The sequence below is a fragment of the Kribbella deserti genome (assembly GCF_042434725.1).
Lineage (GTDB): Bacteria > Actinomycetota > Actinomycetes > Propionibacteriales > Kribbellaceae > Kribbella > Kribbella deserti.
In genome coordinates, this window is record NZ_JBHLTC010000035.1 from 253255 (window position 1) to 276953 (window position 23699).

General features: G+C 68.1%; 19 protein-coding genes. 13 read left to right on the forward strand and 6 right to left on the reverse strand.

From position 1 onward, the window contains the following. Positions 1 to 136: 136 nt before the first annotated feature. Complete coding sequence (locus ACFFGN_RS26670; RefSeq protein WP_380052718.1) at positions 137 to 2437, reverse strand: hypothetical protein; 2301 nt, start codon at positions 2435 to 2437, stop codon at positions 137 to 139. 57 nt (positions 2438 to 2494) lie between these two features. On the opposite strand from ACFFGN_RS26670, the gene ACFFGN_RS26675 reads away from it, so the two are divergent. Continuing rightward, positions 2495 to 3202, forward strand: a complete 708-nt coding sequence (locus ACFFGN_RS26675) for a class I SAM-dependent methyltransferase (RefSeq protein ID WP_380052720.1) — start codon at positions 2495 to 2497, stop codon at positions 3200 to 3202. Here ACFFGN_RS26675 and ACFFGN_RS26680 read toward each other — a convergent pair. Both ACFFGN_RS26680 and ACFFGN_RS26685 read right to left on the reverse strand, forming a co-directional pair. Further along, a complete protein-coding gene (locus ACFFGN_RS26680) occupies positions 3177 to 4202 on the reverse strand; it encodes a glycosyltransferase family 2 protein (protein WP_380052722.1) in 1026 nt (341 codons plus the stop codon). The two genes, ACFFGN_RS26675 and ACFFGN_RS26680, sit on opposite strands and share 26 nt — an antisense overlap. Positions 4203 to 4244: 42 nt before the next feature. Beyond that, entirely contained in the window at positions 4245 to 5279 is a 1035-nt protein-coding gene (locus tag ACFFGN_RS26685; RefSeq protein ID WP_380052724.1) for a PseG/SpsG family protein, read from the reverse strand. Positions 5280 to 5392: 113 nt separating this feature from the next. Here ACFFGN_RS26685 and ACFFGN_RS26690 point away from each other — a divergent pair, with 113 nt between their 5' ends. The 8 genes from ACFFGN_RS26690 (at position 5393) to ACFFGN_RS26725 (ending at position 13657) form a co-directional block, all read left to right on the forward strand. Continuing rightward, complete coding sequence (locus tag ACFFGN_RS26690; RefSeq protein ID WP_380052726.1) at positions 5393 to 5620, forward strand: AbrB/MazE/SpoVT family DNA-binding domain-containing protein; 228 nt, start codon at positions 5393 to 5395, stop codon at positions 5618 to 5620. Further along, on the forward strand, positions 5610 to 6056 hold the full coding sequence (locus ACFFGN_RS26695; RefSeq protein ID WP_380052728.1) for a type II toxin-antitoxin system VapC family toxin: 447 nt from the start codon (positions 5610 to 5612) through the stop codon (positions 6054 to 6056). The genes ACFFGN_RS26690 and ACFFGN_RS26695 overlap by 11 nt, the downstream gene beginning before the upstream one ends. A 103-nt stretch (positions 6057 to 6159) precedes the next feature. Beyond that, entirely contained in the window at positions 6160 to 7143 is a 984-nt protein-coding gene (gene pseB, locus ACFFGN_RS26700; protein ID WP_380052730.1) for a UDP-N-acetylglucosamine 4,6-dehydratase (inverting), read from the forward strand. 38 nt (positions 7144 to 7181) lie between these two features. Next, positions 7182 to 8306: a UDP-4-amino-4,6-dideoxy-N-acetyl-beta-L-altrosamine transaminase gene (gene pseC, locus ACFFGN_RS26705; protein ID WP_380052732.1), complete on the forward strand. Its 1125-nt coding sequence runs from the start codon at positions 7182 to 7184 to the stop codon at positions 8304 to 8306. Positions 8307 to 8408: 102 nt separating this feature from the next. Next, positions 8409 to 9224 carry a hypothetical protein gene (locus ACFFGN_RS26710; RefSeq protein ID WP_380052734.1) on the forward strand — a complete coding sequence of 272 codons (816 nt, stop codon included), beginning with the start codon at positions 8409 to 8411 and terminating at the stop codon, positions 9222 to 9224. A 4-nt stretch (positions 9225 to 9228) separates the two neighbouring features. Next, positions 9229 to 11208: a class I SAM-dependent methyltransferase gene (locus ACFFGN_RS26715; RefSeq protein ID WP_380052736.1), complete on the forward strand. Its 1980-nt coding sequence runs from the start codon at positions 9229 to 9231 to the stop codon at positions 11206 to 11208. Continuing rightward, positions 11205 to 12854: an aldo/keto reductase gene (locus ACFFGN_RS26720; protein ID WP_380052738.1), complete on the forward strand. Its 1650-nt coding sequence runs from the start codon at positions 11205 to 11207 to the stop codon at positions 12852 to 12854. The genes ACFFGN_RS26715 and ACFFGN_RS26720 overlap by 4 nt, the downstream gene beginning before the upstream one ends. Next, a complete protein-coding gene (locus tag ACFFGN_RS26725) occupies positions 12851 to 13657 on the forward strand; it encodes an SDR family NAD(P)-dependent oxidoreductase (protein ID WP_380052740.1) in 807 nt (268 codons plus the stop codon). Before ACFFGN_RS26720 ends, ACFFGN_RS26725 begins: the two co-directional genes overlap by 4 nt. Positions 13658 to 13661: 4 nt before the next feature. Here the strand turns inward: ACFFGN_RS26725 and ACFFGN_RS26730 are convergent, their stop codons facing one another. Beyond that, positions 13662 to 14468 (reverse strand): hypothetical protein, encoded by an 807-nt coding sequence (locus tag ACFFGN_RS26730; protein WP_380052742.1) that lies wholly within the window; start codon positions 14466 to 14468, stop codon positions 13662 to 13664. Further along, positions 14465 to 15025: an RNA polymerase sigma factor gene (locus ACFFGN_RS26735; protein WP_380052744.1), complete on the reverse strand. Its 561-nt coding sequence runs from the start codon at positions 15023 to 15025 to the stop codon at positions 14465 to 14467. Before ACFFGN_RS26735 ends, ACFFGN_RS26730 begins: the two co-directional genes overlap by 4 nt. A 122-nt stretch (positions 15026 to 15147) precedes the next feature. Here ACFFGN_RS26735 and ACFFGN_RS26740 point away from each other — a divergent pair, with 122 nt between their 5' ends. The 3 genes from ACFFGN_RS26740 (at position 15148) to ACFFGN_RS26750 (ending at position 18083) form a co-directional block, all read left to right on the forward strand. Continuing rightward, the gene (locus ACFFGN_RS26740) at positions 15148 to 15945 is read left to right on the forward strand and encodes a class I SAM-dependent methyltransferase (protein WP_380052746.1); all 798 of its coding nucleotides are present in this window, start codon (positions 15148 to 15150) and stop codon (positions 15943 to 15945) included. A gap of 159 nt (positions 15946 to 16104) precedes the next feature. Then, positions 16105 to 16446: a DUF485 domain-containing protein gene (locus ACFFGN_RS26745; protein WP_380052748.1), complete on the forward strand. Its 342-nt coding sequence runs from the start codon at positions 16105 to 16107 to the stop codon at positions 16444 to 16446. Further along, positions 16443 to 18083: a monocarboxylic acid transporter gene (locus tag ACFFGN_RS26750; RefSeq protein WP_380052750.1), complete on the forward strand. Its 1641-nt coding sequence runs from the start codon at positions 16443 to 16445 to the stop codon at positions 18081 to 18083. The genes ACFFGN_RS26745 and ACFFGN_RS26750 overlap by 4 nt, the downstream gene beginning before the upstream one ends. A 57-nt stretch (positions 18084 to 18140) precedes the next feature. On the opposite strand, the gene ACFFGN_RS26755 is transcribed toward ACFFGN_RS26750, so the two are convergent. Then, entirely contained in the window at positions 18141 to 19010 is an 870-nt protein-coding gene (locus ACFFGN_RS26755; protein ID WP_380052752.1) for a poly(ethylene terephthalate) hydrolase family protein, read from the reverse strand. Between the two features lie 492 nt (positions 19011 to 19502). Here ACFFGN_RS26755 and ACFFGN_RS26760 point away from each other — a divergent pair, with 492 nt between their 5' ends. Then, positions 19503 to 23126, forward strand: coding sequence for a discoidin domain-containing protein (locus ACFFGN_RS26760; RefSeq protein ID WP_380052754.1), 3624 nt, complete (start codon positions 19503 to 19505; stop codon positions 23124 to 23126). Positions 23127 to 23699 lie beyond the last annotated feature (573 nt).

The following is a 23699-nucleotide window of genomic DNA, read 5'->3' on the forward strand; positions in this document are numbered from 1 at the left end:
TGAGAGCACATCGCCCGTCGCGGACGTACGCCGTCACAACTGACGAGACGTGAGGCGGAGGTAGTAGCCGTCGGGATCGTGCAGACGAAAGCCCCGTAGACCCCACGCTCGATCCAGGCCGTTGTGGGCCGACTTCCTAGGGCGCTGGCACCTCATAGACCGTGACCGGGCCGGCGACCAGGCGAGGCCGGGCGAGCTTGGCCAGGTCCTCAGACACCTTGCCTGCAAGGGAATCCGCGTAGATCCAGCGAACGCCGTACTCGGTGTAGAGCCTGTTGAGCAGCTCGCGTGTTGGCGCCGCGTAAACCTGTTGGGTCAGCTCCAGGCGATCCAGCCACGGCGACGGCTGCAGGTTGTAGCGCTTGCCGTCAGCGCCGTGGTGCTGCAGCGCCTGCTCGGTGTAGGCCCAGCCTTCGAGTAACGTACGACGACCACCGAGGCCGCTGACGAGATAGCCGCGGGCGTCGCAGTCGGGCGGTTGGCGCCGGGCCGGACGGCAGGCGGTGTTGGTGACCACAACATCATCCGGCCCGGTGTTGTGCTGCAGCCAGAGCAGGCTTTCCTGTTCGCCCGGATCGAGACGTTCAAGATCGCTGACCGGGGCAGACGGCAACGGATAGCTGCCGGCCTTGATCACGTAGTGCCCGTAGCTCACCGCGCCCTGCCAGGAACCGGCCAGCAGGGTCAGAACCACCAGGGCCGGGCCGAGACCGCGCAGCCCGCGGACGCGCGCGCCGAGAATCAGCCAGGCCGAGATCACCAGCAGCACCAGGGCGATGAACGCGAGTTCGGGCAAGGCCACGGCCGCGATCTGCTTGTCCCGATCGGCCGACGGATCCGGCGCGGCTAGTCGCGGCACCAAGGTCAGCGTCAGTCCGAGCACGACGGCGACCCCGGCAAGTCCGCCGATCTCCCGCCGGGTCCGCCCTTGCAGGGCCTCGGTCATCAGCAGGCCGGCGCCCGCGGCGGCGAACGGCACAAGGCTGCGCAGGAAGTACCCCTGGCTGGCCGCGGGATGATCCAGCAGCAGCATGCCGAGCCAGCCGGCGATCATCGAACCGGCCAGCCACCAGGCGACGGGATCCTGCCGGGTCCGCCGGGTCGCGAGCACGCCGAGTCCGGCCAGCAGGGCCAACTGGGAGATCAGCAGCGCAACCACCAGCACCCAGCCGGCCAGGACCGTCGAGGCATCGCCCGAGGACAACGCGTCCAGGATCCAGCCACCGGTCGCCGCCATCGTTTCGTCACCGGTCAGGCCGACGTACCCGGCCGTCGCCCGGACGATCCCGAACAGCTGCAGCTTGGAACCGCCGGTACTGCCCGCCACGGTCAGCATGGTGAAGACCGCCGCGAAGACGATCACGCCCGAGGCGAGCAAGGCCCGGGCCGGCAACCGGCGCAGCTTGATCAGTACGAACAGACCGAGCAGCCCGGTGCCACCGATCAGGATCGGCAGCGTCGTCGGCTTCGAACCACCGCCGAGAATCGCCACCGCGGTGAGCAGGATCCACGTGCGCTTCGGTACGCCCGGCTCGAACAGAACCACCAGGAACAGCACCGCGGCCGCCGTACCGACCACAACGCCGAAGGTCTGCGACGGGCTGAGGAATTCGAAGGCCGAGGTGGATACGCCGGTCCGGCCGTTCCAGATGCTGAAGTTCGCCGCCACCGCGGTCATCAGCGCCGCCAGCAGGCCGGTCCACCACACGCGGCTCACCAGCCGGGCCAGCGCGGCGAACGTGATGATGCCGACCGTCACCATCGGCAACATCCACAACCGGAACAGCACGAGTTCGGGCGGCAGCTGGGTGATATCGACGGCGGCCGCCAGATGCGCGTTCGGCAGCCAGTGGTAGTTCAGCGGAACGCCCGCCACCTGTGGGGTCTCGGGCGGCACGTGCCGAATCAGCTCGTGCACCATCGACAGGTGGTAGAGCAGGTCCTGGTAGTACGACTCACCAGCGGGCGGTACGGCGTTCGGGCCCATCGTGGCGGCGGCGATCAACGCGCAGGTCAGGGCGCAGCTGAAACCGACCACCCAGTGCCAGGCGGCCGGCAACGGATCGGGCTCGGCGATTCGCCAGTACTGCCGCAACGACGGAATCGCGGCGAAACAGGCCAGCAGCAACAAGGGCCACAGGATCAACATGCTCTGCAGACCGAGCGCGGTGAACAAGGCCCAACCGGCTAGTTCGTAGGCCAGTCCGACCGCCGCGCCGAGGGCCAGATCCTCCGTCCAGTTGCCGGTACTGCGCCACAAAGCGCGCAGCAGCAACAGCCCGGGCAGGGCCACGGCACACCCGAAGTAGAGCGAGTACTTGGCGATGGCGAGGGCCGGTACGTCGATGCCCGCGAGCAGCAACCACAACAGCAGCCCGAACAGCACCCACGGAACAAAGCGCCGCCGAGCCATCAGGACCACCGGTGACGATCGCACACCATCAAGAGGACCTGACTGGCGTCCTACCCCCATCGTGCCTCAGACTCGTCCCCCATGGAGGGGACTGAGATTCGCAAGCTGGCCGCGCTCGAGGACAAGCACTGGTGGTACCGGGAGCGCCGTGCCCTTCTCGCCCGCGAGCTGGAATTGCTGTCCCGGCAGGGAATCCGGCCCGGTAAGGCCCTCGACATCGGCGCGGCCGGCGGTGGCAACACCCGGGTGCTGCGCGGCCGGGGCTGGTCGGCGACCGCCCTGGAGTACGGCGCGGAGGGTGCGGAGGTCGCGCACGAGCGCGGCATTCCGGTGGTCCGGGCCGACGCCGTCACGCTGCCGTTCGCCGACGGCTCGCTCGACCTGGTGACCGCGTTCGACGTGCTGGAGCACATCGTCGACGACAAGTCCGCGGCGAACGAGATCGTCCGGGTGCTCAAGCCCGGCGGCCACGCGCTGATCGCGGTGCCCTGTGACATGGACCTGTGGAGCGAGCACGATGTCGCCGTCGACCACGTCCGGCGGTACGAGCGCGACGAGCTGATCGATCTGCTCACCTCGGCCGGGCTGGTGCTGGACGACGTGCGCTCCTGGAACGTGCTGCTCCGCCCGGTCGCGGCCTGGCGGCGGCGCCGCAGCACGGGCAGCGATCTGACCGATCTGTCCCCGGTGGTGAACCTGGGCCTGAGCGTGATCATCGCCGCCGAGCGGTACCTGCCGGTCGGCAGGATGCCCGGCATCTCGATCATGGTGCGTGCTCGGCGTCCGTGATCTCGACGCGCTCCGGAGCCACCGTCCTGGCGATCTCCGGATACGCGGTGTGCCCGTGGTCCTCGAGGCTGTCGTAGCCGACCAGGAACGACGGCCGGCCCTGGCTGGCCTGGAACATCCGGGCGACGTACTCCCCCAGCAGGCCGAGGCAGAGCAGCTGCACGGCACCGATCACGCCGACCACCAGCACCGTCGAGGTCCAGCCGGGAACGGTGTGTCCGGCCGCCTTCATGCCGAGCGCCACGATCACGATGGCCAGTGACATCAGTCCACCGAGCGCGCCGAGCCAGGTGGCGAGGCGCAGTGGCGCGGCGGAGAAGGCCGTCACGCTGTCGAAGGCCAGCCGCAGCATCTTGCCGATCGAGTACTTGGTCTCACCGGCGGCCCGCTCGGCTCGCACGTAGGTCACGTCAGCGCTCGGGAATCCCAGCCACGGAATGACCAGGCGGAACACCCGGCCGCCCTCGGGCAGCGCGTTCACCGCGTCGACCACCCGGCGCGATACCAGCCGGAAGTCGCCCGCGTCGTGGGGGATCTCCCGGCCGACCAGGCGCCGCATCAGCCGGTAGTACATCCGGGCGGTGACCCGCTTGCCGACCGTGTCGCTGCTGCGGTCCGAGCGCACGCCGTACACCACATCGACATCGGCGCTGCGGGCCTTCGCCAGCATCTGCGGAATGACCTCGGGCGGATCCTGCAGATCCGCGTCGATGCTGATCAGGTAATCGCCGCGAGCGCGCTGGAAACCCGCCGACAACGCCGCCTGGTGACCGCTGTTGCGCAGCAGCCGGATCAGCCGGAGCTGGGGCCAGTCCGCCGCCGCGACGCTGAGCATCTCGGCGGTGCGGTCCCGGCTGCCGTCGTCGACCACCAGCAGCTCATAGGGCACGTCAAGCCGGTCGAGGACTGGGCGAAGTCGCTCGACAAAGATCGGAAGCACTGCCTCTTCGTCGTACATCGGCACGACGACGGACAGCACAGGGTTCGGCTGGTGCCCCACGACGGTGAAGATTACTGCAGCCTCCGGTGTATTGAGAGTGGTTCAGGAAGAAAGTTGCCGCAGCAGGACATCCACGACCCGGCGCCGCCCGAGCCCGTCCACCAGCTGCCAGCCCGCCTTCGCGAGCCGCACCCGCTCGGCGGAATCCGTCAGCAGATCACGCAGTACGCCGGCCGCGACCTCGGGGTCCGCCTGGATCTCGGAGAGTACGCCGACCCCGGCGGCGGCCTTCGTCGCGACCGCCCCTTCGTATGCGAGGACCTGGTTGTCGACCACGCAGACCAGCCCAGCGGTACCGCCCAGGCAGAGCAACTCCCAGGTCGACGTACCGGAGGCGCCGATGACCAGATCCGATTCGACCACGGCCTTCGCCAGCTCCGACGTCGGGCCGATCGTGGTCACCGTCTGCCGCTCGCCGAGCGCGATCGTGGCGATCTCCTCGACCAGTTCCGCCCGGGGCGCGACCACGGTGGCGTCGAACGGCACGCCCGTCGCGGCCAGCGCGCGCACGATCGGTGGGCCGGCGCTGTAGGCGTCCGTGCCACCGAAGAAGGCGAAGACCTTAGGGATCTCGCGGTTGGGCCGCTGCCCTGGTTCGGCGGGACGCAGCCGGAGCACCTCGTCGCGCAGCATCACGTAGTCCAGGCCGGCCAGCCGGACCGCGCCCGCGGGCAGGTCGAACCCGTCCACCTCGGCGCCGAGGTTCTGGTCGACGTAGATATCGGCCTCGGCGGCGCCGTACGTGCCGTCGGTGATCGCCAGCGTGGGCCAGCCGGCCCGGTGGACCGCCGTCGAGGGCTCCGGGCCCAGGTCGTAGGAGTCGAACACCACCGCGTCGACCGCCAGCCGGCGGAACAACTCGACATGCTCGGCAGGCGTGAAAACGGCCGGTTCGACCTGGAAACCACGGGAGCGCAGCTGTTCGTCGGCCCACGGCACGGTGTGGCTGTCGCAGACGAAAACCACCTCGGCGCCACGGGCGGCCAGCTCCTCGGCCAGGGCCAGGCAACGCATCACATGCCCGACCCCGCGCTGCGGCCCGACATCACACCGAACTCCGACCTTGACCCGATTCACAGGCGAAACCGTAGCGCCCTCTTGCGATGCCCCGACCTACCCCTTCCAATGCCCCGAGCTGCCCCGGTATTTTACTCGGTATTACGTATTACAACTGCCACGTAGGAGGTAGCGTGAAACTCAACAGCAAAGGGCAAGTCACCATCCCTGCCGAGCTGCGACGGAAACACCATTTGCACGAGGGAGACGAGGTAGAGGTCGTGGAAGACGGGAACGCACTGAAGATCGTGCGAGTGCCGGACAGCGAGACCCGGGGGCAGCGACTCGTGCGTGAAATGACCGGTCGGGCGACGACGGGAAAGACCACCGAAGAACTCCTGGAGCTCATGCGTGGCGAATAATCCGTCACTGCAAGTCATCGAATCTACCGCCACCGTGGTAGATACCTGCGTCATTCTCGACATCCTGACCAGGAGTGCCGTCTGGTACGACTGGTCGGCGTCAGCCCTCGCCAAGGCTTGGGATGCCGGCCGACTGGTGATCAACCCGCTGATCTACGCCGAGGCATCCGCCGGGTTCAACCGAATCGAGCATGTTGACGCTGCGTTACCACCTGACGTCTTCACTCGCGAGCCACTGCCCTACCACGCGGGCTTTCTCGCCGCGCGAGCATTCGCAGAGTACAAGCGTCGCGGTGGCACGAAACGCTCGCCGATGCCGGATTTCTACATCGGAGCCCATGCCGCAGTGAACCGGTATCAGCTGCTCACCCGGGACCAAGGACGGTTCGAGACGTACTTCCCCGGTGTGCGGCTGGTCACGCCGGAGAATGGTTGATTCTCAGCCTGGAGGGTCGGCCCGCTATCGTACGGACGAGCCCTGCCACGCGACGTGTGGTGCGGCCGTCCGGCAACTGTCCTGAAGAAGGGTCCTATTCGACGTGTCCATCCTCACCGGCTCCGACATCCTGGTCACCGGCGGTACCGGGTCCTTTGGCAAGGCGTTCATCCGCCACGCCCTGGACAATCTGGACCCGAACCGGATCATCATCTTCAGCCGCGACGAGCTGAAGCAGTGGGAGGTCCGCCAGCTGTTCGGCGACGACCCGCGCCTGCGTTTCTTCCTCGGTGACATTCGCGACAAGGACCGGCTGGACCGGGCCATGCACAAGGTCGACTACGTCGTGCACGCGGCCGCCCTGAAGCAGGTCGACACCGCGGAGTACAACCCGTGGGAGTTCGTCAAGACCAACGTGATCGGCTCGCAGAACGTGATCGAGTCGAGCATCGACTCGGGCGTGAAGAAGGTCGTCGCGCTGTCCACGGACAAGGCATCCAGCCCGATCAACCTGTACGGCGCGACCAAGCTGACCGCCGACAAGCTGTTCATCACCGGTAACCACTACGCCGCCGCCTACGAGACCCGCTTCTGCGTGGTCCGCTACGGCAACGTGATGGGCAGCCGCGGTTCGATCATTCCGAAGTTCCGCTCGCTGCACGAGGCCGGCCAGTCGCTGCCGATCACGGACCTGCGCTGCACCCGGTTCCTGATCACGCTGCCCGAGGCCGTGAAGTTCGTGGTCGACTCGTTCGAGCAGATGCAGGGCGGCGAGCTGTACGTGCCGCGCATCCCGTCGATGAAGATCACCGACCTGGCCCAGGCGATCGCGCCGGGCGCCAAGATGCACGACATGGGCCTGCGCCCGGGCGAGAAGCTGCACGAGGAGATGATCAGCCCGGAGGAAGGCCGCCGCGCGCTGGCCATCGGTGATCGCTACGTGCTGCAGCCCGACCTCGCCACCTGGGGCTACAAGGCGCCCTCGGGCGGTGTCCCGGTCGCCGACGGCTTCCACTACACGTCGGACAACAACGACCAGTGGTACTCGATCGAGGAGATCACCAAGATCCTCGAAAGCGACGTCTGAGCACCACCCACAACCCCATAACCCCTGGAGCCGGACCAGTGCTGCCCTACGGACGTCAGTCGATCTCCGAAGAAGACATCGAGGCCGTCACCGCGATCCTGCGCGGTGACTGGCTCACCACCGGTCCGGCCGTGACCGCGTTCGAGCAGGCCATCGGCGAGATCGCCGGTGGCCACCGCGCGGTCAGCTGCACCTCGGGTACGGCGGCGCTGGACATCGCGTACTCGGCCCTGGGCGTCGGCCCGGGTGACGAGGTGGTGACCACGCCGATGACCTTTGTCGCGACCGCCTCGTGCGCCGCGATCAAGGGCGCCAAGATCGTTTTCGCGGATGTCGAGGAGGACACCGCGCTGCTCGATCCGGCCGCGGTACAGGCCGTCGTGACCGACCGGACCAAGGTCATCGCGGCGGTCGACTACGCCGGTCACGCGGCGGACTACGACGCCTTGCAGCCGATCGCCGACTCGGTCGGAGCGAAGACCCTGGCCGACGCGGCGCACTCGGTCGGCGGTACCTACAAGGGCCGTCCGGTCGGCGACCTGGCCGATGTCACCACCATGTCGTTCTTCCCGACCAAGAACCTCACCACCGGTGAAGGTGGCGCGGTCGTGGCGAAGGACCCGGCAGTGGCCCAGAAGGCGCACGAGTTCCACTTCATCGGCGTGGTTCGGGACCCCGAGCGGTTCCGGGTCACCGACGAGGGCCCGTGGTACTACGAGGTGCACGAGTTCGGCCAGAACTACCGGCTGACCGATGTCGCCTGCGCGCTCGGACTGTCCCAGCTCAAGCGGCTGGACGAATTCAAGAAGCGCCGGACCGAGATCACCGCGCGCTACAACGAGGCGTTCGCCGGTGTCGATGGTCTTCGTACGCCGGCTCAGCGCGAGTACGTGGATCCCGCCTGGCACCTGTACCCGGTGCGGATCCTCGGCGGTCGCCGCAAGGAGGTCTTCGGCAAGCTCCGCGAGGCCGGTATCGGCGTCCAGGTGAACTACATCCCGGTCTACTGGCACCCGGTGTTCACCGACCTGGGATACCAACGCGGCATGTGCCCGAACGCGGAGCAGTTCTACGCCGAGGAGATCTCCCTGCCGATGTTCCCCGACCTGACCGACGGCGACGTCGACCGGGTCATCGAGACCCTGATCGGGCTCGTCGGCTGAGTCGCCGATCAGCCGGTTCCCGGCTGGCAGGACGCTCGCGGTGAGCCCGGGCGGGTGCATACTTCGCAGCTCCGTGATGAAGAGAGTGAGTAGCCTTCAAACATGCACCATGCGAACCACTTCTACGGCCATGCGCACATCATGGCCAAGTACGCCGGACTAGAGCATCCGACGCGTATCTGGGGATATCTCCAGCATGGCTGGAACATCCTCGACGGTTTCGCCGTCGGCACCCCGTTCGTCGACGGCATGCCCAAGTTCGTGTGGTCCGACGGCGTCCGCCGCCGTGGCTGGTCGATGGACCGCCGCAACTACTACATCGTCGGCGCGCCCTGGATCTACCTGCTGGAGAACGAGCCCGAGCTCGCCAAGCAGGCCCCGGACGCCGAGGGCACGATCTTCTACCCGTTCCACGGGTGGGAGGGCCAGCACGTGCTGGGTGACCACGGCCGGATCGTGGCCGACATCAACAAGTACGAAGAGGGCCCGATCACGGTCTGCCTGTACTGGAACGAGTACCGCGTGCCGGAGATCCGCCGGGTCTACGAGGAAGCCGGTTTCCGCGTCATCACGCACGGATACCGCGGGCTGTACTGGAAGAAGACCGACGAGGAATTCCTCTACAACCAGCTCAGCGAACTGCGCAAGCACAAGCGGGTGGCCTCGAACCGCCTCGGCTCGGCCATCTTCTACGGCATCTCCGTCGGCCTGCAGCCCGGCGTGTACGGCGATCCGATGGTCCTGCAGAACGAGCATCCCTCCTTCGGCGGGGTGGCCCGGCAGAAACGAATGTGGCCCGAGATGCATCAGCCGTACGTCCCGATGGAAATCGCCGAGAAGATCGCTCACACCGAACTCGGCACCGACTACCTAGCCAGCCCGGAGGAGATCCGCGAGCTCTTCCGTTGGGAGATCTGAACCGATGACGTCCGACGCCAACCTGTCCTCCCGCATCACCCTGCTGGGCGGCGAGATGCTCACCTGGTCCGACCTGGACCGGACCAAGGGCACCGGCCCGTTCGCCAGCCCGCTGGTGGTCCCGGTGCTGACGCAGCTGATGAACCACTCCACCAAGGCGCTGATCGCCGGGCCGCACGCGCCCTGGCTGCTCGAGCGCTTCGCCGAGAACGTCGGCTCGCTGGACGTCGTGGTCCGCTCCTGGCCGGACGCGCACGCGCTGAACCTGCGCCTGAACGGCAAGCCGGTCCGGATCTACTGCGGCGCCTTCGAGAAGCTCGCGGTCGAGGAGAACCAGTACGACGTCGTGATGGCGCTCGACGGTATTCCGCGGCTGTTCGCGGCCGACAGCGTCGACCTGCCGTGGCACGAGACCGTCGCGATGCTGCGCCGCCTGGTCAAGCCCGGTGGCCACCTCGTGCTCGGGGTCGGTAACGCGATGGGCCTGGACCAGCTGCTTGACGCGGACGCCTCGGTCAAGCCGCCGGCCGACGACCAGTGGCCGACCAGCACCGACGCCGACGTCAAGCCGCCGCCCGGCCTGAACGCGGTCAAGGCCGTGCTGGCCGCCAACGAGCTGATCGTGCGCGAGCACTACGCCGTCTTCCCGCGCGCGTCGAAGACTTCGCTGATGGTGCACGAGCACACGCTGGCCGGTAGCGAGGGCGACGAGGTGCTGTCGATCCTGGCATCGTCCGCGTTCGCCAACGGCATGGGCGACAAGCCGGTGCTGACCGACCCGCGCCGGTTGGCCCGTGAGATGGTCCGGCACGGTATGGGCATGCAGCTGGCCCCGGGCTGGCTGTTCGTCACCCAGGTCGCCGATCCCGCCGCCGACACGGCGACCGCCGTACCCGAGCAGACCGGGTTGGAGGCCGAGAACGAGGCCATCCAGTCGGCCGCCCGCCAGGCCGCGGAGGCCCGGGGTTCGGTCGGTTTCCCCGACGCGCTGATCACGGACAACCTCGAGCACCCGTACTGGGCCGTCGTACTGGAACTCGGCCGCGACGCCGAGGGCCGCTGGCACCGCGACCTGATCGACGTGGGCCGTTCGACGCACGTCCGCGCCGCGGGTCACCTGCAGCGGGAGCCGGCCAAGCTGATCGGCCGCGTTCCCGGTGGCACGTTGCTGGAGGAGCGGTTCCTGACCGCCTGCCGGCACGACGACCTGAACGCGCTGCGCAAGCTCGTCCGCGGTTATGCCGAGTGGCTGCACGACCAAGCCGAATTCGCCGCCTGGAAGGACCCGTGGTCGTCCGACGCCGCGGGTAGCGCCGAGCGTCTCGTCGTACCGGGCTCCGCGGTGTTCGCCACCTTCGAGAACGTCATGCTCGACGGCGACAAGTACGAGCTGCTCGACGCGAGCTGGAGCACCACGCTCAAGATTCCGTACGAGATCGCGCTGACCCGTGCGCTGCGCCGGTTCGGTTACCGGGTGCTCGCGGGCGGCCTGCGCCACCCCTGGCCGAACGGCATGTCCCCGAACCGGTTGACCGTGACGCTCGCGTCGATGGTCGGCGTGACGGTGACGCCGCACCTGCTGGAGCGGTCGGCCCGGCTCGAGGTCGAGCTCGAAGGACAACAACGCAACAACACCGAAGTTGGCGACCAGCAGCTGTACTTCGAGCTGCAGACCATGGGCGAGCAGCCGATGGGTACCGAGCCGGGTCAGCCGCGGGGTTACCGCGAGGCGCTGGCCACGGTCGGCCAGCTGTCCACCGAGCTGTCCGAGGCGCAGAACCAGATCGAGTGGCTGGACGCGACCGTACAGCTGCGCGAGAACCAGCTGCGTCGCGAGCGCAAGATCTCCTCGGACATCAAGAGCTCGATGTCGTTCGCCATCGGTAACGGGCTGACCACGCCGTTCCGGGCCATCTTCCGGATGTTCCGGCCGGTCTTCCGGGCGATGAACCCGAGCAACGCGGAACGGGACAAGAAGCGGTGAGCATTCGCGTCGTCATCCAGTCCCGGCTGTCGTCTTCACGGCTGCCGGGCAAGGCCCTGCTGACCATCGCCGGCCAGCCGATGGTGGTGCTGGCCGCCCGCCGGGTGGCCCGCAGCGGCATTCCGGTCGTGGTCGCGACCAGCTCGGAACCGGAGGACGACGCGATCGCCCAGGTCGCCGCCGACTACGGCGTGACCGCGGTCCGCGGGTCGCTCGAAGACCCACTGGCCCGGTTCATGGTGGCCACCGAAGGCATGGCGGACGACGACATCGTGGTCCGCCTCACCGCCGACAACGTGGTGCCGGACGCCGACCTGGTGACCGAACTGGTCGAGCTGATGCAGGCCGCCGGCGCGGGCTACGTGCGCGTGGGTGGTCCCGGTGCCGCCGTGCCGTACGGCGTGGCCGCCGAGGCCTTCCCGGCCAGGCTGCTGCGCGAGGCCGACCGCGAGGCCGTGGACCGGGCCGACCGCGAGCACGTCACGCCGTACATCCGCCGCGTCGCGGGCGACAAGCTGATCAACCCGGCGGACCTGCCCGAGAACTGGGGCTCGCTGCGCTGCACGGTCGACGCGCTGGACGACTACGACCGGGTCTGGCGCCTGTTCGAGGCTGATCCGGACCCGGTGGGCGTGAGCTGGCGCGAGCTGTGCAGCCGCCTCGACACCACCGGCCTGGGCCGGCTCCGGGTCCGCCGCAAGAACGTCATCGAGCAGGGCCCGTACCTGCTCGGCACGGTCCAGCTCGGCCTGGAGTACGGCGCCGCCAACACCAAGGGCCTGCCGTCGGACACCGAGGCCTACCAGATCCTCAACACCGCCGCCGACGTCGGCGTCACCCACCTCGACACCGCCCGGGCCTACGGCGACAGCGAAAAGCGCATCGGTACGTCGCTGGCCCGTGGCCTCGGCGAGCGCCTGGGCGTCGTGACGAAGCTGCGCCCGCTGGACGACGTACCGGCCGATGCCCCGGCCGGGTGGGCCCGCGCCGCGCTCGACGCCTCGGTGGCCGAGTCGCTGCGCAACCTGCGCGCCGGCAAGATCGACGCGCTGCTGCTGCACCGCACCCGCGACCTCTACAAGGGCGGTACGGCGATTCGCGACGGCCTGCGCGAACTGCGCGAGAACGGCATCGTCACGCTGACCGGTGTCTCGGTCATGACGCCGGTCGAGCTGATCAAGGTGCTGTCCGATCCCGAGGTCGGTTACGTCCAGCTGCCGTTCAACCTGGTCGACACCCGCTGGGTGACGCCTGAGGTGACCGCGGCGCTGGTGGCTCGCCCGGATGTGGTCATCACCGTGCGCAGCGTCTTCCTGCAGGGCCTGCTGGTCGGTGGCGACAGCGCCCGCTGGCCGGTGATCGAAGGCGTGGACGCGGACTACTCGGTCCAGATCCGCAAAACCGTCGACGACCTGGTCGCCGACTTCGGCCGGGCGAACGCGGCGGATCTGTGCCTGGCGTACGTGCTCGGCCACGAGTGGGTCACCTCGGTCGTGCTCGGCGCGGACACGCCCGAGCAGGTCCGCGAACAGGCCGAGCTGATCCGGCACAAGCCCGTCACCCGTGAGCAGATGCGGGAGGTCCGGGCCCGGCTCGGCCACCTGCCGGAGGCACTGGTGGACCCGGCTCAGTGGAAGCAGTCATGACCGTTCCGGCCGGGGCCGACATCTTCCGGCTGGACGGCACCGTCGCGATCGTGACCGGTGCCTCCGGCTGGCTCGGTACGGCGATGACGGCCGTGCTGGCCGAAGCCGGCGCGCACGTGGTCGCCATCGCCCGGGACAAGGCCCGTCTGGATGCCGTCGTGGAGCCGCTGCGCACGGCAGGGCACTCGGTCGAGGCCCTGCCGTGCGATATCAGTACGCCGGACTGGCCGGCCGCGGTGCGCCGGATCGCCGCCGAGCGCGGCCGGCTCGACGTACTCGTGAACAACGCGCATGTCGGTCGCGGCGGGTCCTTGCGGCTCGCCTCCGCCGAGTACTACCGCGAGGCACTGGAGCTCGGCATCATCGCCGCCTCCGAAGGCATCAACGCCGCCCGCGACGGCTTTACCGCCAGCCTCGCGGCCGGTGGCAAGCCGTCGGTGGTCAACGTCTCCTCGATGTACGGCCTGGTCTCCCCCGACCCCGGCCTGTACGACAGCGAGGAAGGCCGCAATCCCCCGTTCTACGGCGTGATCAAGGCCGGCCTGCTCCAGCTCACCCGGTACGCCGCCGCCGAGCTCGGGCCGCAGGGTATCCGGGTCAACGCGCTGACCCCTGGGCCGTTCCCGCAGCACCCGGAGAAGATGGACCCGGCGTTTGTCGACCGCCTCGCGTCGCGGACCGTGCTGAAGCGCTTCGGCACGCCCGACGACATCCGCGCCCCCTTGCTGTTCCTCGCCAGTCCTTGGTCGGGCTTTGTCACCGGCGCCAATCTCGTCGTCGATGGCGGCTGGACCATCACCTGACGTTTCAGAGGGTGAGGGTGACGGTGCTGCTGGTGCCGTCGCGATAGGTCACCTGCAGCGGAACGCCTTGTTTGCTTGCGTTTTCGAGCTCGTTGCCCGGTAGCCAGAGGGCGAACTGACCGCCGGAGACCGTGGCCAGCACCCTGCCCTGGCGTGCGCTGTTGTAGCTGACGGCAACAACCTCCGATCCGGCCGGACCGGCCACGATCGACAGTTCGCCACCACCGGTGGAGCCAGTGCCAAGAACGGTTGCCGCAAGCCCCTTTTTGGCCGGCTGGTCGGCCTGCGGGGTTTTTCCGATCGAGCCGATGAAGTCACGGAACAGCCGGGTCGAGTCGTCGGTGATGCACAGCGCCGAGAAGCCGTCCTGGCCCGCGAGAATCACCAGGGTCCAAGCGCCACGTCGCTCCGAGATCGCCGTACTCGCCGTGGACAGGTCGGCGCGATAGTCCGGGCTGCCCGACTTCTGCTCGTCGCGGCAGGACGCCGAGGCGCTGGCCCGGTCCTTTGCCGACATGCCCGCGGGCGACGCGGTCCAAGTGGCGAAGGCCTCGTCTCCGCCGAGGGCCGAAGGCAGCACCACCGCCGCGGCGGAGGCGGTGGCGACCAGAGCGCCGAGGCCGATCGCCCGCTTGGCTCGGGTGCTCTTCCTGGTGCTGGCCGGTCGTGGCTGGAGGCCGGGTCCCGCTGGGTCCGTGGCGAGGATGCGCTGCAGGTCGGCCCGGGCCCGCGGACCGTGCGGGTCGATGCCGCCGTCGGCGTTGGCGGCATCGAGCGTCTTCAGAAGCTGGAATTCGTCGGTGCGAGTCATGCGGAAGGCCTTTCGAACGTACCCGCGTGGGCGGGCGCGGAAGAGGGAAGGTGACCGAGGTGCGCGCGCAGGGCACGCCGAGCGCGACTGAAGCGCAGCCGGAACGCCACGGGCGAGATGCCAAGCACCACCGCGGCCTGCGGCGCCGCTAGGTCCTCGAACACCGCAAGCGCGAGTGCCTCCTGGTGTACGGCCGAGAGCCGGTCCCAGGCGGCCGCGAGATCCACTTGGCGTGCGACCAGCTCGGCGTCGCCGTACGACGCCTCCTGCACGGTCTCCGCCAGTCGTACGGCGAGTGCCTGCTGGCGTTCCGCACCACGGCGGGCGTTCAGCATGGTGTGCCGGGCGATACCGAACAGCCACGCGCGGGCGTCCACCAACTGCTTGGGTGCGTCGTCGAGCCGGCGCCAGGCGACCAGGAAGGCCTCCGCGACGATGTCCTCGGCGTGACTGGGATGCGCCCGGCGCCGCGCGAAACGGATCAGATCGGCGTAGGCGGCCTGATAAAGCGCGCTGAACCGGGCCTCGCGGTCGGGAGCGCGGGAAGGGTTGCTCATGCCCGGTACCTGTCCAGCACGAGGCCCAGTGTGTCGCCGAAACGGGCCGGAACCAGGCGCGGCGCGGCCGGTTTGGTCACCATGACCGGGGAAGTGGCCGGGTTACGGCATGATTTGACGTGATGACCACCGACGACAGGGACCGCGCGCAGTCTTCCGGCGCCGTCGCACAGGCTTACGACGCGGGACGGCCGACGTTCCCGGCCGAGGCCCTGCGCTGGATCACGGGTCCCGGACGCCTGCAGGTGCTGGATCTTGCCGCCGGCACGGGCAAGCTCAGCCAGGTCGCCCTGGACCAGGGCCACGCCGTGCTGGCGATGGACCCGTGCGAGGAGATGCTGGCCATCTGCGGCAAGCGCCGCGGTATCGAGACCATGGTGGGTACGGCGGAGTCCATTCCGCTCGCGCACGCCTCGGTCGACGTGGTGCTGGCCGGACAGTCCTTCCACACCTTCGAACACACCCGGGCGCTACCCGAGATCGCCCGGGTGCTGCGCCCGAACGGCGTCATCGGTCTGCTCTGGAACAACTACGACGTGGTGGTGCCCTGGGTTCGGCGGCTGGCCGGCACCCTGCTGGGCGAGGAGTTCGGCTCGGACGGCAGCCACAACTACGATCCGACCCCGGCGCTGGCCGACTCGAACCTGTTCTCGTTCATCGAACAGACCTCGATCCGGCACTGGCAGAGCATGGACAAGTTCGCCCTGCGCCAGCTCGCCTTGTCGATCCCCCGGGTGGCGGCGCTGTCCGAGGGCAAGCGGGCCGGCGTACTCGAGCAGGTCGACGCCATCTACGCGGGCACGGCCCGGCCGCCCGAGCCATTGCGCATGCCGTACATGACCTCGGCCTTCCGCGCCCGCCCCAGCGACCTGGCCAACTACCAGCGCCAGCGCGACGCCCCCATCGCCCCACCGCTCTGACCCCACGCCGCTCCACCCCTCCGCTTCGACGGATGCCTTTCCGTCGTACCGGCGGCTGCTTCGGTACGGCGAAACGCGGGGCAATCGACGCTGCCAGGGTGGGGATTTCCCGCTAACGTGTGCCACTGATCACACTCGCGAGCAGGGAGGGATGCCCCAGTGGAAGAGGAGTCGGTCGCCGACCGGGAGGCCCGGGCCTACCAGTCGGTGAGTGAGGCGGAGGACTTCGCCCAGCTGAAACACCGGTTCAAGGCGTTCGTACTGCCCTGGACCATCGCGTTCATGGCCTGGTACCTGCTGTACGTCGCCTGCAACAACTGGGCCCGCGACTTCATGAAGACCGAGGTGATCGGCAACGTCAACGTCGCGCTGGTCTTCGGCCTGCTGCAGTTCGTCTCCACCTTCGTCATCGCCGCGCTGTACGGCCGGTACGCCAATCGCAAGCTCGACCCGCTCGCGGCCGGGCTCAACGCCAAGTTCAAGAGGGAGCGCCGCCGGTGACCGCGCTGCTACTGCCCCTGGCCGACGCCGAGCCGGGCAACCAGGCCCTGACGATCTCGCTGTTCACCGCGGTTGTCGCCGTCACCTTGTACATCACCTGGTGGGCCTCCCGGCAGAACAAGACCGCGGCCGACTACTACGCCGGTGGCCGCAACTTCAGCGGCGCGCAGAACGGTCTGGCGGTCGCGGGTGACTACATGTCCGCCGCGTCCTTCCTGGGTATCTCCGGGCAGATCGCGCTGTACGGCTACGACGGTTTCCTGTACTCGATCGGCTTCCTCGTCGCCTGGCTGGTGGCGTTGCTGCTGGTCGCGGAGCTGCTGCGCAACTCGGGCCGCTTCACGATGGCGGACCAGCTCGCCTACCGGATGCGGCAGAAGCCGATCCGGACGGCTGCGGCCAGTTCGACCATCGTGGTGTCGATCTTCTACCTGCTGGCCCAGATGGTCGGCGCGGGTTCGCTGGTCGGCCTGCTGCTCGGGGTCACCGACGAGGCGCTCAAGGCCGGGGTGATCGTGCTGGTCGGCGCGCTGATGATCATCTACGTGACGATCGGCGGCATGAAGGGCACCACCTGGGTGCAGATCGTGAAGGCCGTGCTGCTGATGACCGGCACCGTGCTGATCACCTTCCTGGTGCTGCTGAAGTTCGACTTCAATCTCTCCAAGCTGCTCGGCGCGGCCGCGGACAACTCCGGCAAGGGCGCGGACTTCCTCGGCCCGGGTCTGCTCTACGGCAAGGACCTGGTCGGCCAGATCGACTTCCTGTCGCTCGGACTGGCTCTCGTGCTCGGTACGGCGGGTCTGCCGCACATCCTGATCCGCTTCTACACCGTGCCGGACTCGAAGTCGGCGCGGCGTTCGGTGCAGTGGGCGATCGGCCTGATCGGCGCCTTCTACCTGATGACGCTGGCCCTCGGCTTCGGCGCGGCCGCCCTGCTGGACACCGGCAAGGACAGCGCGGTCGCCACCTCCAAGGGCAACACGGCCTCGCCGTTGCTGGCCGAGGTGGTCGGTGGTGGCGCCGGTTCGACCGGTGGTGCCATCCTGCTGGCCCTGATCGCGGCCGTCGCGTTCGCCACCATCCTGGCCGTGGTCGCCGGATTGACGCTCACCTCGGCCTCGTCGTTCGCGCATGATCTCTACGCGAACGTTTTCGCCAAGGGCAAGGTGACGGAGAGGGACGAGATCCGGGTGGCCCGCTTCGCCGCGATCGGCATCGGCGCGGTCGCGATCGCGTTGGCCATTCCGGCGCAGAAGCTGAACATCGCCTTCCTGGTCGCGCTGGCCTTCGCGGTCGCGGCCTCGGCGAACCTGCCGGCGCTGCTGTACAACCTGTTCTGGAAGCGGTTCAACACCTCCGGCGCGACCTGGAGCATCTACGGCGGCCTGGTCTCGGCCGTACTGCTTGTGCTCTTCTCACCGGTGGTCTCCGGTAAGCCCACGTCGATGTTCCCCGGTGTGGACTTCGCCTGGTTCCCGTTGTCGAACCCGGGCATCGTCTCGATCCCGCTCGGCTTCCTCTTCGGGATCATCGGCACTTATCTCGGCAAGGACCGCACCAGCGAGCAGCGCTACACCGAGCTGCAGGTCCGGGCCCTTACCGGCGCAGGCGCGGAAGCCGCCGCCAAGCACTGAAGGCCCAAGAAACAAAGGGACCGCGAGCCGCATCGGCTCGCGGTCCCTTTGCCGTTATCAGGCGAACGGGCAGGTGGAGCGATACTCCTCCACCGTGGTGCTCGGAGTCGGGCCCGGGCAGACGAACTGGGTGTAGCGGGTGTCGTTGTCGACGAAGCGCTTGAGCCACGAGATGCTGTACTTCGCGACGGTGACGTTCGACGACGTCGGTGCCGAATGGCCGGCGTTGTTCAGTTCCAGGTAGGCCTTACCGGGCGCGGCCGGAAGGCTTGTGTAGAACGGCTCCGAGTGGTCCCGAACCGACGCGGTGGTGTCGTTCTCGGCACCGACGATCAGCGCCGGCACGGTCACACCGGACCAGCTCTTGGTGGTGTTCCAGGCCGTCAACGGCACGATCGCCTGCAGCGACGGGCGGTCCTTCGCCGCTTCGAGCGAACCACCGCCGCCCATCGAGTGGCCCATCACGCCCAGCCGGGTGGCGTCGATCCGGGTCCGTACGGCGCTCGACGTGGTCAGGTAGTCCAGAGCCGCGAGCAGCTGGTCGCCGCGACTGGCCGGGAAGTCGTACGGCGACAGGGTGTCGATGGTGATGATCACGAAGCCCTGCGAGGCAAGGCGTGGACCGAGCCAGGCGACGCTGGACTGCGTGCCGGTGAAACCGGGCGAGATCGCGACCGCGCCGAACGTGCCCTCGGCCGTGCTGGTCGGGTAGTAGATCGTGCCGCCGCGGAAACCCCGCACGCTGGAAGCCGGTACGGAGATCTGCGCTGTCGCGAACGGGCCACGAACCGCCTCGATACTGGCGTTCGTCGGGTCCGGCCCGCGCTCGTACGGGTTTTCGGCGGCCTGCGCGGCCGGCGGGGTGAGCACGGCGGCGGTCAACAGGGCGGACAGGAACGCTGCCTGCAAACGGGGACGGAATCTCATCGGTGCTCCTCACAACAAGCCGGGCGAACCGCTGAACGGCTTGGGGGCGTTCCGTCAGCGGTCCCTGAGATGACCGCGCCAACGTAAGCGAGTGACTACATACAGTGTCAATACCCGGCGGTAGCATTCCATCCACATCGCCCCGGGTTTTCCGTTATCGGTCACCTGGCGGTCGCTTTTGTCCTCTTGTCTCGCTCAGAGCGGGCGGGATGGGGAAGAGCTTGGCGAAGGTGGCCAGTTGCGAGGTCTTGCCGACCACCACGACACCACCTTGAGCAATCGACTCCCGACCGTCCCGATCGCTCAGCCGGGCCCGGATGGGCGGGTTCCGGCTGCGAACCGTTGACGTTCGCGGAGTGCTGTCGTAACAATTGGCCACCACTTACGCAAATTCTAGACAAAGTGGCAGTAATTTTTGGCTAGTCGTCGAAATTTGATGGCAGTCAGACACCTGCGCCTTCACCACCGCCCATCAGGAGAGGCCTGGATGCCATGAGAACGACGTACGCACGCTGGCGGTTAGTCGCCGCCACTCTCGCCACCAGTTTGTTGTTCGCGGCAGGGCCTGCCTTGCACGCCCCCGGTCAGCAGGACGCAGGCAGTACGGCGGTCGCCGCCACGCTGGCCGGGCCGAACCTGGCCGCGGGCAAATCCACCAGCGCCAGCAGCACCAACCAGGGCTACGTGGCGGGCAACGTCACCGACGGCAACCAGGCCTCGTACTGGGAGAGCAACAACAACGCGTTCCCGCAGTGGGTCCAGGTCGATCTCGGGTCCTCGGTCACCACGAACCAGGTCGTACTCAAACTGCCGACCGCCGGCTGGGGTGCTCGAAACCAGACCCTGACCGTTCAGGGCAGCACCGACGGCACCAACTTCAACGATCTCTCCGCCTCCCAGGGCCGCTCGTTCGACCCCGCGAGCAACGCCACCGTGACGATCGACTACGGCAACAGCACCGTGCGATACGTCCGGATCCAGATCACCGCGAACACCGGCTGGCCCGCGGGCCAACTGTCCGAACTCGAGGTCTACGGCCCGGCGGCCGGTGACACCCAGGCGCCGAGCGCACCGGGCGGCCTGGCCTACACCGAACCCGGCGCCGGGCAGATCCGGCTGACCTGGAACGCCTCGACCGACAACGTCGGCGTCACCGGGTACGACGTCTACGCGAACGGCGCGTTGCGGACCAGCGTCGCGGGTTCCGTACTGACCTACACCGACACCCAGCCGGCCAGCGCGACCGTGAGTTACTTCGTTCGCGCGAAAGATGCCGCGGGCAATCAATCCGCCAACAGCAACACCGTCACCCGCGGGGGCAGCAACGGCGCGGGCACCAACCTTGCCCTGGGCAAGCCCATCACGGCCTCCGGCCACGTACACACCTTCGTCGCGACGAACGCCAACGACGACAACGTGAACACCTACTGGGAGGGCAACGGCAACCCCGCCACGCTCACCACCGAGCTGGGCGCCAACGCCGACATCTCCTCGATCGTCATCCGGCTCGACCCGGACCAGGCCTGGGGCAACCGCACCCAGACTCTGCAGGTCCTCGGCCGCGAGCAGAGCGCCTCGGGCTTCACCTCGATCGTGGCGTCGGCGTCGTACAACTTCAGTCCGTCGAGCGGCAACACCGTCACCATTCCGGTCAGCGCGCGGGTGGCCGACGTACGGCTGAACTTCACCGGCAACACCGGCGCTCCCGCGGGCCAGGTCGCCGAACTCCAGGTGATGGGCGCTCCCGCGCCGAACCCCGATCTCACCGTCGCGGGTGTCTCCTGGACCCCGACGTCCCCGGTGGAGACCGACACGGTCACGCTACGAGCCACGGTCAACAACACCGGCACCGCGGCCTCCCCCGCGACCAACGTCAACTTCTACCTCGGCGCCACCAAGGTCGGTACGGCGAACGTGGCCGGTCTGGCCGCCGGCGCCTCGGCCACGGTGACGGCGGCCATCGGACCACGCGACGCGGGCAGCTACCCGCTCAGCGCGAAGGTCGACGAGGCCAACACGGTTGTCGAGCAGAACGACGCGAACAACAGCGCGAACAGCGCCGGCCCGTTGGTGGTCACGCCCGTGGCCAGCTCGGACCTGATCGCCTCGGCGGTCGCCTGGACGCCGGGTAATCCCTCGGCCGGTGCGGCCGTCGCGTTCTCGGTGACGATCCGGAACCAGGGCAGCATCGCCTCCGCGTCGGGTGCGCACGGCATCACCTTGCAGGTGCTCAACGCCACCACCGGTGCGGTCGTACAGACCTTGACGGGCAACTACAACGGCACGCTCGCCGCCGGCGCCAGCAGCCCAGCCGTTGCCCTGGGCAACTGGACGGCGGCCAACGGCCGGTACACGGTGAAGGTAGTGCTGGCCGACGACGCGAACGAACTGCCGGTCAAGCGCACCAACAACACCAGCGAACGCCCGCTGTTCGTCGGCCGTGGCGCCAACATGCCGTACGACCAGCTGGAGGCCGAGGACGCGACGGTTGGTGGCGGCGCGCAGATCGTCGGACCGAACCGCACCATCGGCGATCTCGCCGGTGAGGCCTCGGGCCGCCGGGCGGTCACGCTGAACTCGAACGGCAGCTACGTCGAGTTCACCACCAAGGCCAGTACGAACACCCTGGTCACTCGCTTCTCGATCCCGGATGCCCCGGGCGGCGGCGGGATCAACTCGACCATCAACGTGTACGTCAACGGCACCTTCCACAAGGCCCTGCCGCTGACCTCGAAGTACGCCTGGCTGTACGGCGCCGAGTCCGGCCCGGGTAACTCGCCGGGACAAGGTCCGGCCCGGCACATCTACGACGAGGCCAGCATCCTGCTCGACGGGTCCTACCCGGCGGGTACGCGGATCAAGCTGCAGAAGGATCCAGCCAACGAGACGAACTACGCGATCGACTTCATCAACACCGAACAGGTCGCGCCGATCGCCAACCCGAACCCCGCGACGTACGCCGTACCGAACGGGTTCACCCACCAGGCCGTACAGGACGCCATCCAGCGCGCGATCCAGGAGACCAACCTGGTCGGCGTCTACCTGCCGCCGGGCGACTACCAGACGTCCAGCAAGTTCCAGGTGAACAGCAAGGCCATCAAGATCCAGGGCGCGGGCCCTTGGTACACCCGCTTCCGCGCACCGGCCACGCAGGCCAACACCGACGTGGGTATCGACGCCTCACCGACGGCGAACGGCTCCACCTTCAGCGGGTTCGCCTATTTCGGTAACTACGACAGCCGCAACGACGGTCCCGGCAAGGTGTTCAACTTCGCCAACACCTCGAACATGACGATCGACAACGTCTGGGCCGAGCACATGATGTGCCTGTACTGGGGCGCGAACACCGACAACTCGATCATTCGCAACAGCCGGATTCGCAACCTGTTCGCCGACGGCATCAACATGACCAACGGCTCCGCGGGCAACCTGGTCACCAACAACGACGCCCGCGCCACGGGTGACGACTCGTTCGCCTTGTTCAACGCGGTGGACAACGGTGGTGGCGAGGTCCGGGACAACGTCTTCGAGAACCTCTCGGCGACACTGACCTGGCGGGCCGCCGGATTCGCCGTGTACGGCGGGACCAACAACGTATTCCGCAACCTGTACGTCGCGGACATCCTGGTCTACTCCGGCATCACGATCAGCTCGCTCGACTTCAACATCCCGATGAACGGCTTCGGCGCCACCCCGCCGACGCGGTTCGAGAACATCTCCGTGGTCCGGGCCGGCGGGCACTTCTGGGGTAACCAGACGTTCCCGGGTATCTGGATCTACTCGGCCACGAAGATCTTCCAGGGCATTCGTATCAACGACGTGGACATCGTCGATCCCACCTACAGCGGGATCATGTTCCAGACCGACTACGTCGGCGGCCAGCGGTTGTTCCCGGTGACCGACACGATCCTCACGAACGTGTCGATCTCGGGCGCGCAAAAGAGCGGGGACGCCTTCGACGCCAAGTCCGGCTTCGCCATCTGGGCCAACGAAATGCCCGAACCCGGCGAAGGCCCAGCCGCCGGCACCGCCGTCTTCAACAACCTCCGCCTGTCCAACAACGCCATCAACATCCGCAACACCACCACAACCTTCACCATCACCCAAAACCCCTAACCCCTCTCCGGGCGCAACCCCTAGCGCTCTCACCCGCACCCCGTAGCCCTCCTCGCCCCCAGCACGAGCCGCCGGAAGCCGCCCGCTCCGGCGGCCCGTGCACGCCCACCCCCACGGCCACCGATGGTCGGAGGGGTCCAACGCTTCTTTAGGAGTCTGCTGGACATTTCCCGGCTCCCCTTGCAGCGCGCTATCAGAGGGGCCGGCTGACGTGCGCCCGTTCCACTCCGGTGGCCCGCGGAGGCCCAGCTGAACCCGCACTCGAACGAGGCCTCCACCGCCTCGCCCCTCGTGGTCCCGTACACCGATCACCAGTGGTCCCGCACTCGCGGGCGAGCGGGCACTGCCGTACAACGCGGCCGACGGGCTCTGCCTCGGCTATTCGCCCGGTCGACCTTTGAAGTCGGGGGTCGACGTGCCAAATCTGACGGGTCTACCCCCGATTCCGACGGTCGACCCTCGGAACACGAGCCCTCGCACGCCGAGTGCCGAGTTTGTGCGCGGCTACCTGGTTGCAGAGCCTGTTGAGGAATGGGTTCGGGTGGTGGTGGGGTAGGGCCCGGGGTTGCGGGT